Source organism: Ancylobacter sp. FA202, assembly GCF_000380205.1.
Taxonomy (GTDB): Bacteria; Pseudomonadota; Alphaproteobacteria; order Rhizobiales; family Xanthobacteraceae; genus Ancylobacter.
Map to the genome: position 1 here is coordinate 3902357 of NZ_KB904818.1, position 13402 is coordinate 3915758.

At 64.8% G+C, this 13402-nt stretch carries 12 protein-coding genes, 1 pseudogene and 1 other annotated feature; of the genes and pseudogenes, 5 read left to right on the forward strand and 8 right to left on the reverse strand.

What is annotated here, in order from left to right; genetic code table 11:
• Positions 1-8 precede the first annotated feature (8 nt).
• From A3M1_RS0117940 to A3M1_RS0117950, 3 genes are all read left to right on the forward strand, one after another.
• Positions 9-620, forward strand: a complete 612-nt coding sequence (locus A3M1_RS0117940) for a YigZ family protein (protein ID WP_018390377.1) — start codon at positions 9-11, stop codon at positions 618-620.
• Positions 621-858: 238 nt separating this feature from the next.
• Positions 859-1758, forward strand: coding sequence for a hypothetical protein (locus tag A3M1_RS0117945; protein ID WP_018390378.1), 900 nt, complete (start codon positions 859-861; stop codon positions 1756-1758).
• 176 nt (positions 1759-1934) lie between these two features.
• Positions 1935-2357, forward strand: coding sequence for a cupin domain-containing protein (locus A3M1_RS0117950; RefSeq protein WP_018390379.1), 423 nt, complete (start codon positions 1935-1937; stop codon positions 2355-2357).
• A 336-nt stretch (positions 2358-2693) separates the two neighbouring features.
• Here A3M1_RS0117950 and A3M1_RS0117955 read toward each other — a convergent pair whose 3' ends face one another.
• From A3M1_RS0117955 to A3M1_RS0117990, 8 genes are all read right to left on the reverse strand, one after another.
• On the reverse strand, positions 2694-3131 hold the full coding sequence (locus A3M1_RS0117955; protein ID WP_018390380.1) for a YqaA family protein: 438 nt from the start codon (positions 3129-3131) through the stop codon (positions 2694-2696).
• Positions 3132-3156: 25 nt separating this feature from the next.
• Positions 3157-4476, reverse strand: coding sequence for an MFS transporter (locus A3M1_RS0117960; protein WP_018390381.1), 1320 nt, complete (start codon positions 4474-4476; stop codon positions 3157-3159).
• Between the two features lie 3 nt (positions 4477-4479).
• The gene (locus A3M1_RS0117965; RefSeq protein ID WP_018390382.1) at positions 4480-5685 is read right to left on the reverse strand and encodes a nickel/cobalt efflux transporter; all 1206 of its coding nucleotides are present in this window, start codon (positions 5683-5685) and stop codon (positions 4480-4482) included.
• Positions 5686-5692: 7 nt separating this feature from the next.
• Complete coding sequence (locus A3M1_RS0117970) at positions 5693-5974, reverse strand: metal-sensing transcriptional repressor (RefSeq protein WP_018390383.1); 282 nt, start codon at positions 5972-5974, stop codon at positions 5693-5695.
• A 339-nt stretch (positions 5975-6313) separates the two neighbouring features.
• Positions 6314-7231, reverse strand: a complete 918-nt coding sequence (locus A3M1_RS0117975) for a CDP-diacylglycerol diphosphatase (RefSeq protein ID WP_245261736.1) — start codon at positions 7229-7231, stop codon at positions 6314-6316.
• Positions 7232-7243: 12 nt separating this feature from the next.
• Positions 7244-8131, reverse strand: coding sequence for a hypothetical protein (locus tag A3M1_RS0117980; protein ID WP_018390385.1), 888 nt, complete (start codon positions 8129-8131; stop codon positions 7244-7246).
• A gap of 1 nt (position 8132) precedes the next feature.
• A complete protein-coding gene (locus A3M1_RS0117985) occupies positions 8133-8948 on the reverse strand; it encodes a DUF4239 domain-containing protein (protein WP_018390386.1) in 816 nt (271 codons plus the stop codon).
• Positions 8949-8980: 32 nt separating this feature from the next.
• Positions 8981-10363, reverse strand: coding sequence for a hypothetical protein (locus tag A3M1_RS0117990; protein WP_018964027.1), 1383 nt, complete (start codon positions 10361-10363; stop codon positions 8981-8983).
• A gap of 871 nt (positions 10364-11234) precedes the next feature.
• Between A3M1_RS0117990 and A3M1_RS27210 the strand changes: the two are divergent.
• Positions 11235-12428 (forward strand): annotated as a pseudogene (locus A3M1_RS27210) (IS3 family transposase).
• Positions 11560-11674 (forward strand) — a sequence feature (AL1L pseudoknot). It overlaps the preceding pseudogene by 115 nt.
• A 241-nt stretch (positions 12429-12669) precedes the next feature.
• On the forward strand, positions 12670-13398 hold the full coding sequence (locus A3M1_RS0118015) for an ABC transporter ATP-binding protein (protein WP_018390389.1): 729 nt from the start codon (positions 12670-12672) through the stop codon (positions 13396-13398).
• The last annotated feature ends 4 nt before the right edge of the window (positions 13399-13402 follow it).

The following is a 13402-nucleotide window of genomic DNA, read 5'->3' on the forward strand; positions in this document are numbered from 1 at the left end:
CCGAGTTCATGACAGACGAGCGCATGGTCGAGCGCCTTACCCTCGTTGACCTCACGATCCGCCGCCAGGAGATCAAGAAGAGCCGATTCGTCGCGATCGCCGGTCCCGTCGCGGACGAGGCGGCGGCGAAGGACTTCATCGCGGCACGGTCGGATCCGGCCGCCAACCACAATTGCTGGGCCTGGCGCGTGGGGCAGAACTACCGCTTCAACGACGATGGCGAGCCCAGTGGAACTGCGGGCAAGCCGATCCTGGCCGCCGTCGACGGGCAAGGCCTCGATCGCGTCGCCGTCGTCGTCACGCGCTGGTTCGGCGGCATCCTTCTGGGCAGTGGCGGCCTGATCCGCGCCTATGGCGGAACGGCGGCCCTCTGCCTGCGGGAAGCCGAGAAGGTGGCGCTCGTCGAGACCGTTTCCGGAACCGTCACATGCGGGTTCAGTGATCTGGCGCTGGCTCAGGCGAGGTTGACCGCCGTCCCGGGCGTGCAAATGAGCGTTCACGCTTTCACGGACAGCGGCGCGATTCTGTCGGTGTCAGTGCCGAAACCGGAAGCCGGTGGGGTGGACCGGCTGCTGACGGATCTGACCAGCGGACGTTCGGCAATCCGATGGACCGAATAGCCATGGCGCCCCGGCCTTGCCCGCCCGGCGCCGATACGGCATGGCCGCCCAAGCCGCGCTTGAACAAGGTTCTGCTGAAAACTCTGCTGCTCTGCGCAATGGAGCGTTACCAGGCTCTTCTCTTCCAAGCGCCGGCCGCTCCCAACCAGCTCTGTGCATGGCATCTCCCAATTCGGTCCCGTTTGAGTAAGACTGTGCCGACGATTGGGAAGGCGCTGCGTCGAATGAGATCCCTGTGATGGAGATCCAGCCGCTGCTGTCGGCGAACGACATCCTGGCGCAACCGCGCTTCGGGCTGGCGCGGGAGATTTATGTCCGCGACATGCTCGAACTGCACGAGAACCAACCGGCCGAGAACCGGCTGCTGATCGATGGCGGCACAGCGACGATCTTCATGAGCGTCATCATCATGGACGCCGGACATCGACCCCACGACCGCGCGACATGGCCGACCCTGCAACTGCTCAAAGGGCAGATGGAGTCACATGGCATCGCGAGCGGGCGCCGCACCCACGATATCGTCCGCCGTCTTGCGGATACGGGGTACATCTCGGCCTACCGAGCGCCGGACGATCGCCGCGTCACCTTGCTGGCGCCCACGGACAAGATGCTCATCCATGATCGCCGCGCGCTCCGGGTCTATTATCACCCGCTGCACGTCCTCTTTCCGGACCCCGGATATCCCGAACCGGTCAACCACGACCCGGCCTTTCATCGCGTGGCGCGCGATATATGCGCCGCGTTCCTGGCGCATGCGCAGCAATTCATCCTGGCCAATCCGGTGATCGCCTTCTTCCTGCCCCGGCAGGCCGGCCACATGATCCTGACCAAGCTCATGCATGTGTGCGCCCATCAGGACGATCAGGCGGCGCCGCAGGTCTCCTTTCTCAAGATCGGCGACAGCTTCGGCGTGTCCCGCACCCACGTGCGCAAGTTGCTGCAGGCGGCGGCGGAGCTCGGCTTCGTGCGGCTGTCGGGCAACAGCGTCGACGTCACCCCCAAGTGTCGCGCCGACTTTGACCGGTTCCTTGCCGATACCATGGCTGGCCATGATCTCATTTACCGCATGGCGAAAGCACGCATGCACCCTGGCGAAGACGCCGCAGCGGCCCCAATCGCAACCGTTGGAGCGATGTGACGGTATATGGAAACCTAAAGCATCGCTTTCGCTTCTCTTTGCCAATGCAGGCGAAAAGTTCCCTAACGCCCCTACGTTGGTGCCTCTAGTGTCCGTGCGTCGGGACGTGGCGCGCGGCTCATCAGGTGGCCGGCATCGCCCCGTGGCGATTGCAGCATCTGTATCGGAGGAATGTCATGGTACCCATTGTTGCCGCCGACATGCTCGCGCGGATCCATGTGCACGGCGCGACGGACCCGTCCGTCAATTGGCTCGGAGCCTTCGCTACCTGCGGCGGGCATGGTGCGAGCCAGTCCTCCACCATCGTCTATGAGATTCCGTCCGGCGGACGCCTGGGCTGGCACACCGATGCCACGGAAGAGACCCAGTACATCCTCGCCGGAACTGGCGAACTCCTGATGGAGGACGGCAGCCGCACCATCGGCGCGGGCAGCGTCTTCGCCTTGCCGCCGAACGTGCGGCACGACATCGTCAATACGGGCAGCGAGACGCTGCATGCGGTGGCCTTCTTCGCGGCTGCCATGTTCACCCAGACCTTCGACCAGGTGATGCTGCCGCCCGATACGCATGTGCTCGGCACGCCGAACCGGGACGGCTGACGTCCGGCGCTGAAGCGCTCTCTCTGAGCGGATCGGCCGGCACGCCTTAGGGTGCGCGGGCGCGGGGTGCTGGCCGCCGCGGGCTGCCGCCCGAAGCGGCCTTGTCTCGGCGTCCACGAGACCGGCAGCAGGCCAAATATCGTTAGTTAATCAGGTGTAAGAGGCGTTGCAGCATCAAGACCGCAGCATTTGCAGCCCAACGCCCGCCGCCGCACACACTGCCAGTGCGGCAACCTCGGAGGCGCCTACGAAAAGGAACACGGCCCCGGATCTGTGCGGCGAAGGCCTGATAGATGTCCTGCTGGAACCCGACAATGTGCTGCCAGAAGGCCATGATCAGCCGAGCCCCAGCGTGACGGCGGCAAGAACGACATAGCGCGCGACCTTGGCCAGCGTCACGAGGATGAGGAAGATCGGCAGCGGCTCGCGCAGCGCGCCGGCGATGACGGTCAGCGGATCGCCGATAACAGGCGCCCAGCTGAGAAGCAGGGACCATTTGCCGTAGCGCCGATACCAGCTCTCCGCACGCGCCAGAGCGGCGGGCTTTACCGGAAACCATTTCCGGTCGCGAAACCGGTGAATGCCGCGGCCGAGCAGCCAGTTGATGACCGACCCCAGCACATTGCCGAGGCTCGCCACCCCCACCAGCGCCCAGGGCGGGTAGTCGGTCGTCAGCAGCAACCCGACCAGGACGGCTTCGGACTGCATCGGCAGGATGGTGGCTGCGACCAGTGCGGAGAAGAAGAGGCCGGCATAGGCCGCAAGCTCCGTCATGGTCGGCCACAGCCGGCAGGGGGCATCATGGGTGCGGCCATTCCGTGTGGTGGCGGTCGATGACAAATACATGGCTGTGGCGATGGCCGCCGACAACGGGAACAGCGCCAGCCAGATGGGGATCATCCTCGGCCAGCGCGCCGTGGACATGCTCCAGCTCATCGGGATCTCTCGCCGGCCACAGCCGCAACGCGGCGAGAACGGCGAACCCGGCCAGAAGGGCAAGCATGGCGGACGTGCCCGGCAGGCCGATGCTCGCGCCCAGCCAGCCGGCAAGGGGATAGGTGATCAGCCAGCAGGCATGCGACAGCGCGAACTGGGCCGCGAAGAGCGAGGGACGGTCTTCCGGCCGCGAGGAGCGGCGCAGCAGACGGCCCGAGGGCGTCTGCACCAGCGAATAGCCAAGTCCCAGCAGGAACCAGAGCGGCAGCACGAATGCGTAGCTGTGGAGCGCGGACCCGACGAGAAGCCCCGCGACCAACACCCCGGCGCCGGCGAGCATGGCGGTGCGGTCGGGAACCGTCTCCAGCAGTCGCGGCAATAGGAGGGCCGCCACCATCGAGCCGCCACCGAAGGCGGCGAGCGCTAGCGCGGTGGCGCTCTGATCGAGGTCGAGCACCGCCTGAACCAGAACCACGGTGTTGACGATGACCATGGCGCTGGCCGCCGCGACGGCAAGGTTCAGCGCCAGCAGGCCGCGCAGGCGCGGCGTCGCCAGATAGATGCGGATGCCGCGCGTGGTCCTGTCGTAAATGCCCCGCTTCTCTCCCGCCTGCGGGCTCGGCAGGACCACCGAGACCACGAGGGCGGCCGAGGCGAGGAAGCCGACGACGGTGCCGGCGAACAGGCTGTGAAAACTGATCAGCGTCAGCAGGGCGGCCGCCAGCATCGGGCTGACCAGGCTTTCGAGGTCATAGGCCAGCCGGGACAACGACAGCGCACGGGTGTAGTCGCGCTCGTCCGGCAGGACGTCGGGAATGGTCGCCTGGAAGGTCGGCGTGAATCCGGCCGAGGCCGACTGGAGCACGAAGATCAGCACGTAGACCTGCCAGACTTCGCTCACAAAAGGCAGCAGGAGCGCGACCGCGGCGCGAACGAGATCCAGCGAGACCAGCAGGGTCCGTCGCGGCAGCCGCTCGGCAAAGGCGGCGGCGACCGGTGCGACGCCGACATAGGCGATCATCTTGATGGCGAGCGCAGTGCCCAGCACGGCGCCGGCGTCGGCGCCCGCAAGGTCAAAGGCGAGAAGGCCAAGGGCCACGGTCGCCAGCCCGGTGCCAATCAGGGCAATGACCTGCGCGAGGAACAGGTGCCGGTAGGTCCGGTTCGCCAGAACAGCAAGCATATATCACCCGGCTGGCGTGTTGGACGCGAGCGCCATGATGCCTGTCCATCCATGCCAGCCGACATAAAGGCCGACGGCGATCAGTAGCGTGCTGGAGAAGTAAGGCGCGCGCCGCGCGAAGGTGGAAAACCAGGTTAAGCGCTTGGTGGCGTGCTGCACGCTGAGCGCCGCCGCCGCACCGACCGCCACCAGCGTGAGGGCGAGACCGATCGAGAAGCACAGCACCAGGCCGAAGCCGAGGGTGAACTGCTTGAGCTGGAGGCACAGCAGCAGCACGGTGATGGCTGCCGGACAGGGAATGAGGCCGCCGGTCAGGCCGAACAGCACGATCTGCCAGGTTGTCACCTTGCGGTCGGCGAAGCGCTTGCGGATGTCGTTGGCGTGGGCAAGCTCATGGGCGTCCTGGTAGCCGTCGGTGCCGAGCTCAAGCCCCCGCATTTCCTCGTGCAGATGGTCGTGGCCCTGCGTGCTCTTGAGGAACGACACGTCGAAATCATGCGAATGGTTGCCGTGGCCAAGGGCGAGACGGACCATGAAGTCAAAGGGCATCGGAATAGTCGCGACGCTCTCGATATAGCCGCCGCGTTCGGCGAAGGCGAAGGTCTGGACGCGCCCGTCGGGCCGCTCGGTGGTCAGCTTCACCTCGTCGGCCGCCCAGGGCTTGCCGCGCTCCGGCCGGAAGCGCCAATGCGCGTCGCCATGGCCGTGATCGTGCAACTCGAGCTTGTGCAGGCCGTGCCCGGTGTCGATCAGCCGGATATCGGAGGTGGGATGGGCATGGGCGTCATGGCCATGGTGATGGTCATGCCCATGATCGTCCCCGTGATGGCCATGGCTGTGCCCGCTCGCCAGCTTCGCCTGTCGCTGGTCCTCATAGGTGCGCCACAGCATCCACAGCGCCATGGCGATGATGATCAGCGCCGAAACGAACTGCAGATAGGGCTCGAAGGTCTCCGGCGCGATGCCCTGCCAGATATACATGCCGCCGATCGCGATGACCCACACAACCATGGTGTGGGAGATGGTCGCGGCGAGGCCAAGCAGCACCGCTTGAGCCACCGTGCCGCGCACAGCAACGATGAAGGCGGCCATCATGGTCTTGGAATGGCCCGGCTCCAGCCCGTGCAGCGCGCCGAGCAGGATGGCACTCGGGATGAACAGCCAGGCGTTTCCCGCCCCCTGCTGCAGTAGTTCGGCAAAGGGCGTCATGCGGTCCTCATAGGTATTTGATGATGTCCTTGAAATCGTCGATCGAACGGCGCTGGTCCCGCGGCAGCGGGGCGACGACCTCATCGAGGCAATGGTCGAGATGATCCTGGATCAGGGTCTTCTTCGCCTGCGTGATCGCCTTTTCGACCGCGTGGAGCTGCTGGGCGATGTCCAGGCAGTTGCGGCCGGCCTCAAGCATCTCGATCACGCTGCGCAAATGACCGTCCGCGCGCTTCAGCCGCTTGACGATTTCGGGATGCGTCTCATGGATGTGCGGGTGATCGTTCATTTTTAGATCCTATCCCCCTAGAGGGGTTATGTCGATCCCCCCTAGGGGGATAAAGGCGGTTGCGTCTCAGGCCGGACGACCTGGGGTTGACGACCTGGGGTTTGTGAACGATTCACATTTTTGGCGATCGCAACAAGCCGCCGATCGCGCTCATGAATGGCTCTCCGGCATCCCCGCCGGAATGAGCCCCAAACCGGAATTTTCCAGGTCCAGATGGCCTAGAAACGGGGAGCGCTTGCCAAGGCCCGAAAGCCTGCTTCACGGAGGAGCAATTTTCAGGGGACAGGCCACGGTTTGAGTGCGCCGAGCCTCCACCGGAGTGAGATTCCATCCGCGTGATCAGCGCAGGCGGCAGTCGGTCGGGCTGATGTAATTGAGTTCGGACCGCGCGAACCGTTCGGCGGACAGGATCCAGATCCCCCTTCCGTCATCAATGAGCGCGGCCATCGCGCCATAGAGCGGAAGATCGGCCGCGCCTTGCGGCAGCATGCTGCGGACGATGGCCGCGATGTCGATGCCGGCGAACGGATCGCGCCCCGCCGGGACCGCCATGAAGCGGACGTGAAAGTGAAAGCCGTTGATGCGAACGCTCGCGGCATCATGCGCCAACCCCGCCAGGGCGGTGCGATAGGCGGGCTTCAAGGTTCCGATGTGAATGTGGAACTGGTGCTGGCCGCGCGTCGTCGGAGGCTGGATGGCGAAGGCGAGATTGTCCCTGGCAAAGGGCGGTTCGACCATGGTTTGCGAGGCGACATAGGCGTCCTGCCAGTAATTGCGCTCGGCATAGCCGGGCACGTCCTCGATCCCGATCACGGGCGGGATCGCCCAAAGCACAAAACGGCAGTTCTCCCCGCGCGCGCGCGGATAGCGATCGGGGTCACGATAACGGGTGTCGTACTGCAGGAAGAAAGTGCCGTGGCGTTTGAACTCCCCCTGCGCATCGGCGCAGCGGCCGCTCGCACAGGCCTCGGAGGTGAGAAGCCGGAAGACAGCGCAGGTGCCAGCCGATGCGTTGGCCGGGTCGGTGCAGGGAGCGCACGGGGCCGGCGCCTTGTCGTCCTTGTTGGCCTCGGGCGGTGAGGCCCAATGCAGCACCTGGCCCGCCGGCGCGGGCGGGTCGAGAGGGCAGGCCTGGACACGCGGCTGCGCAGCGTCGCCCGCCTCCGATGCCAGAGCGAGAGCAAGGGTGAACGCAAGGCTGGCCAGAGGCCGCAACGCCCGCGCGCGGGATGGTCTTGCATGGCATACGCCAGTCATGCCCCAACCTCCTCAATCCTCGTTCAGCGAATAGACCAGCGCGGGGGATTGTCGAAGGAAGCCCTTGAAGCGGTAGGGAACATCCTCCGCCTCGGTGGCGGCCGGCATGTCCGGGCTGATGAGATGCAGCTGGTCGCCGAACACGCCTTGAATATCGACATGGCAGTGCCGGGCGATCTCCACATAGCTCGGCCCGTCATCCACCTCGAAATCGAAGATGTCGCGGTCGGCCACGTCCGTCATCGCCACGTCGACCACAAGGCTGCGCGCCACTTCAAGCTTGCTGCTGCTGAGATTGATGCCGTCCTCGGCAGGCCCCACCACGCGAAGGCGCTCCAGCCGGATCTGAGAATTGGTGAGATCGAGCCCATCATCTCCGGAGTGGAAGCTCCTCACCTCGACGACCCGCCATTCCTGCGGACCCACGCCCATCACGGAAAACCCGTCTCGGTCATCCAGCATCGGGTTGTCGCTCGGCGCGGCGGGGTCGCCATGGCCGAGATGGTAGGCCGCGATCAACGCGGCGTTGAAGGAGGATGCCGCGCCCGCTGGCCCGGCGGCGACGGTCAGGCCGTCCTTTTCGGCGCTGCGATAGGCTCCGAAGAACCAGACGCCACCATTGTCGGCCTTTTTCACCGGACGAAAGCGGGCGTTGCAGGCACGGATATAGAGGCGCCCCGCTTGGAGCGCCGAACCCTGCTCGAAGATGAGCGCCGCATGACCGATCGGGCTCGACGGGACAAGGCCGTTGAGGATGAGGATGGTGACACCCTCTTCGACAACGAGCTTCGCTCCGCTGCGAATGCGGACATCGGCAGTCGCGACATAGGCGACGCCCGCCCTCAGGTGCAGCGTGCCTGTGATGGATCCCTGAAGGAACTCCCGAGTCTCGCGTGTCATGTCACGGATTCTCCGGGCCGAGAACCGGGTTTTGCAGCTCCAGGCCGCGATAGACATCCTGCAGGCTTTCGACCGAGGTCGCGGTGTCGCCGAGATAGGGAAGATCGATGATGGCGATGGCGCCAAGCATGAGAGTCAGCATGATGAGCTGGACCACCAGCGTTATCGCCCTGACCGGCGTCGCCTCGATCAGCCGCAGACCGCAGATGATGATCACGCCGAGAATGCTCAGCAGGCTCACCGTATAGAAGATGTCCGGCAGGGCGCTGGTGACGCTCAATATGCGGTTATTGCGCACCTGCGCCATGCGGTCCGCCGCATCCAGTATCTTGGAGAACACAGCGACGCTTTTCCCGGACTCCGGCTCGATCCGGTCGATCTGGCGGAACACATCGGACAGCGCCTTCGAGGTGAGGTCGCTGCCATGGCCCTGCCGCAGCACCGCCCACTCGTCGGTGATAATGGACTTGGTGTAGGTGAGAAGCGCCGCGCGCGCGTCCAGTGCCGGGGGGGTGCCGTCAAGGATCAACAGTCCGTTGAGGCTCTTGATGGCCTGCGCCTCCTGCGAGACCTTGTCGTCGAGGTCGGATGCCGTGGTCATGACCAGCGCGAGAACGAAGCCGAGCACCACATAGGCGCCGGACATGGTGTTCTGCGTGGCCGTATCGACGATGTCGCTGTCATAGTCGAGCCAGCCCCACTTCGCGTTTATGAACCGCACGCCAAGCGCGACCAGCAGCAGGCCGAGGCAGGAAAGAGCCGGCATCAGCAGAAGAAGCTGGGTGTCCGACATGTATTGCAGAACTGAAAGATACATCGTTCGACGGCCCCCAATGCCCACCGCTCCGTTCAAGGCTTGTTCAGCACGGCATTTTTCTTCTGCGCGTCCTGGATCGTGCTGCTGATGCTGCGTCTCAAATTGAAGTAGTGCCGCATCTGATCGTCCTGAACCCAGGTTTCGGCGGTCTTCCTGTCGAGGAAGGTGAGCCGCTCGATCACCGATGCGACGTCATCGGTGGTGCGGGCGGCCACAAGCTCGTCTTCGAGATAGCGAAGCTCCCAGAAATGGAGCCACAGCAGTTTTTGCGAAGCGAAGCCGCGAAATCCGACGATCTTGTTGAAGGCGGGCAGGCCGAGCAGAAGGAGGGCAAGCAGGACGACCCAGACATTCTCCAGCAGGGCCGCAAGCCAGAGCGGCAGATAGCTGAAAATGGCCGGGACGCCGCTTGTATAGAAACGGTTCGCGATAGGACTCAGCGCAAAGCTGCGGTCCCGGTATTGCGGCAGAGTGTCGGACACCGGGAAGAAATTATCGGATTTCAGGCTGATCTCGCGTGCCGCAAGCAGAAAGGTCCACTGCACGACGGGATGCAGGTCCTTCTCCACCAGCAGGTTCGCGGACGAGGCGAGCAGCGCGATGTCGCGGTCCGGCCGAACCTCGGCGATGTCGATGGAGCCGCGTGGAACCGTCACCTTCCGCAGAAAGGGTAGGCGCCGGACATAGGCGTCGGCGAGCGCAAAATTCATCAGCTTGACCGTCGGATCACCGAGCAGTCGCTGAATGAGCGGGGAGCTGAAGCCGTCCACGATGAACACCGCATCGACCTTGCCCGCGAGAAGCTGCTCGACCGCCTCCATATGCGGGAGCTTGAGGAAATTCGGCTGGTCCCCCGTGCCCGGGTTGTTCAGGTCCATGAGGGTGGAGAACAGCCTCGCGCTGACCGTGCCCGGCGCGCCGACGGCGATCTGCTTGTCGCGGTAATATTGAAAGGGATCGTCGACCTGCACCGTATCGCCCCGGTAGAACAGCCAGGCGGGAGCAATCGCCACATTGCCGAGGGAGACGAGGTCGGGATAGTCCGCCGGGGACCCCGCCCCCGACACGACGAAGCTGGCATTGATGTCCGATCCCGGATCGCGAATGTCCTTTGCCACTGCATCAAGGCCGGACCGGCTACGGATCTCGAGCGGCAAACCCTGGCGCTCGAAATAGGACTGGAAGGCGTCTCCAAGCTGGTTGCTCAGCGTGCCGCGCTGGCCGATAGCAAGAACCGTTGGCTGCCGTGGAAACGGCTCGATATACACCAGGGTCGCAAGAAAGAGGGCGGCAATGACCATGCCGATCGGCAGATAGAACTTCGCGATCTTCCACCAGGCGACAATCTCCCGTCGAAGGTCATACTTCAGGTATTGCCTGACAAACGTAACAAAGTCCCTGGAATATCTGCCCATCGCCCCTACCGGCCCCGGATATGTAATAAAGACGTGCTGGCTTGGCCTGGGGCCGAACGACCGACCGTAATCGGATCGGATTGGCCCCATCTTGCCACGGTCCATGCTGCGCAGAAGAGGCGGTTCGCCCCGCGACAATGACGGGTGAACGAGGGTGGCTCGCCTGTTCCGCGGACTTTCCTTTCGCCATCATCCGATGGCCGCTCGACCTCAGGCATCGGAAGGTACGGAAAGGGCGGCCACGGCACCCTTAGGGCGAGGGGCAGAGACCCCGTACCGCGTCTCAGCTTCAACCTCCATCTCGCTGGAATGGGGCGTCGCCCCCTCCATCGGCTCCCCGCTATGGCCCATCAGGCAGATAATCCTGGCCGGCTGAACAGCCGGCAGTCGTGTGGCGATGATGTCGCGCATCACGCAGCGCCCCATGATTCCACCCGTTACAGGATTCCACCCGTCACAGGCGCATTTGGACACCGCGCATTCGTTGGTACGGTAACACCCGCCCCGGGCGTCGACAAGCGACGTGCCCTGCGGGCAAAGGGCTCAACGGCTCAGCCGCGGTGCACGCTGAAATGCTGTCCTGCTAACTGCACCTCACCCATGCCACGGGCACCGACCGCACGGTTGCTGCATCGCATGAGCCGTGAGCCGAAAGGCCGCGTCCGCGAGCTTACCTCCGGCATTCTGGTCCGCGCTCTTGGACGCACGGCTCACCGCAGCGTGTCCGCCACTAGCTATTTGGCCGCTCGGATGGCTTGGGGGGAAGGGCCGATCGTTGCGGCCTGCCCGCCGGGCAGCCTAACGTGCCGTCGCTGCCACTTTGAACCGCCCCGGCTTTGCCGGAGGCCCCAACTCCTGAGAGGATGGGGCTATGACGAGCAAGACGACGAACAAGTTCTCGCCTGAGGTGCGTGCTCGCGCGGTGCGGATGGTGCTGGACCACGAGGCTGAACACCCCTCGCGCTGGCAGGCGATCGTGTCGATTGCGGCGAAGATCGGCTGCTCAGCGCACTCACTGAATGAGTGGTTGAAGAAGGCCGAGGTCGATGCCGGCAAGCGGGCCGGCGTGACGATGGATATGTCGGCGAAGCTGAAGGCCCTGGAGCGCGAGAACCGCGAGCTGCGGCAGGCGAACGAGATCCTGCGCAAGGCATCCGCATATTTCGCCATGGCCCCTATCGGCGAATGCAGGCATTCGCCTGTCGGGTGAGAGGAGCTCGACCGCCGGTCGAAGACATGATCGCGTTCATTGATGATCATCGCGGTGCGTATGGGGTCGAGCCGATCTGCAAGGTCCTGCCGATCGCCCCATCGACCTATCATGCCCATGTCGCCCGGCGGCTTGATCCGTCGAAGTGCTCGGCACGGGCGCTACGGGACGAGGTTCTGCGCCCCGAGATCGAGCGCGTGTTCGCCGAGAACTTCGAGGTCTATGGAGCGCGCAAGGTCTGGCGACAGATGATGCGCGAGGGGGTCGATGTGGCGCGCTGCACCGTCGAACGACTGATGCAGGGCATGGGCTTGGCCGGTGTGATCCGCGGCAAGTCGGTCCGCACGACCATCTCGGACAAGTCGGCACCGTGCCCTCTCACTCGTTATCCCGGTCGCGATCTGCTCCCAGAATCGTCGTTCGATCTCACACCGAAGCGACGGCGCACCTGGCGAGCGCATTGCTCCTCGCCCGGTCAACTTCTGCATCCACCCCGCGGGTCGTCCCATAAACACCTCCATGATTGAGGTGTTGCGACGACCGCTTGAATCCGCTCAATATGTGAGCATTCGCTACACCGAACGGCTGGCTGAGGTCGGCATCGAGCCCTCCGTCGGCAGCGTCGGTGACAGCTATGACAACGCACTCGCCGAGACGATCAACGGCCTCTACAAGGCCGATGTCATCCATCGTCGGGGGCCTTGGCGATCCTTCGAGGCCGTCGAGTTCGCCACGCTGACCTGGGTCGACTGGTTCAACCATCGCCGGCTCCTGGAGCCTATCGGCAACATTCCGCCGGCCGAAGCCGAGGAGCGCTACTACGTCATGCTCGGTGAGCAGCAAATGGCGGCGTGACTTAAACCAAATGGCCTCCGGTGAAACCGGGGCGGTTCACTCCGCCTGCCGGGCCTCAACCTGTGGGGCCTGCTGGTGCCGGCGCTGGCGCTGGCCGGGCTGGAGGCCTCGGTCGCCTTCGGCCTGGTGCCCGAGCGGCTGATGCCCCGCCCAGCGCCATCTTTGAGACCTTCCGCGAGCTTTGGGAGCAGGGCCTCGTCACCCATCTCGCCGTCAGCACGGCGCGGGTGAGGAGATCAACATGAGCGAACTCTTACATGTGCGGGTGGCTGCCAAGCGCTTCGGCACGACGGCGGTGCTGCGCCACATCGACCTTTCCGTCCGCGAGGGCGAGATCGTCGCGCTGGTCGGCCCCAGTGGCTGCGGCAAGAGCACGCTGCTGCGAATCATCGCCGGCCTCGACCGCGACTATGACGGCGAGGTGGTGTTCGCCGGCACGCGCCAGAGCGGGCTCAACTGCGAGATCGGCTTCGTCTTCCAGGAGCCGCGCCTGTTCCCCTGGCTCGACGTCGCCGCCAATGTCGCCTTCGGCGCCAGCGAGGGGAACGCGCCGCGCGTGTCGGCACTGCTGGCCGAGGTTGGGCTCGGCGGGCGGGAGCGGGCACTGCCGAAGGAACTGTCCGGCGGGCAGGCGCAGCGCGCCTCCATCGCCCGCAGCCTCAACACCCAGCCGCGCCTGCTTCTGCTCGACGAGCCGTTCAGCGCGGTGGACGCCTTCACCCGGATGAAGCTGCAGGACCTTCTGGTTGCCCTGGCGCGCCAGCACGCCATCACCCTCATTCTGGTGACGCACGATGTCGACGAGGCGCTGTTCCTCGCTGATCGCGTCATCACCATGGGCGCCCATCCCGGCGTGGTGCGCGATACGCTCGCTGTCGGGCTTCCCCGTCCGCCCGACCGGCGCGACCCGGAACTCGCCCGGATGAAAGCGGGCGTGCTCACCGAGCTCTACGCCGCTCACGCCATCTGAACGT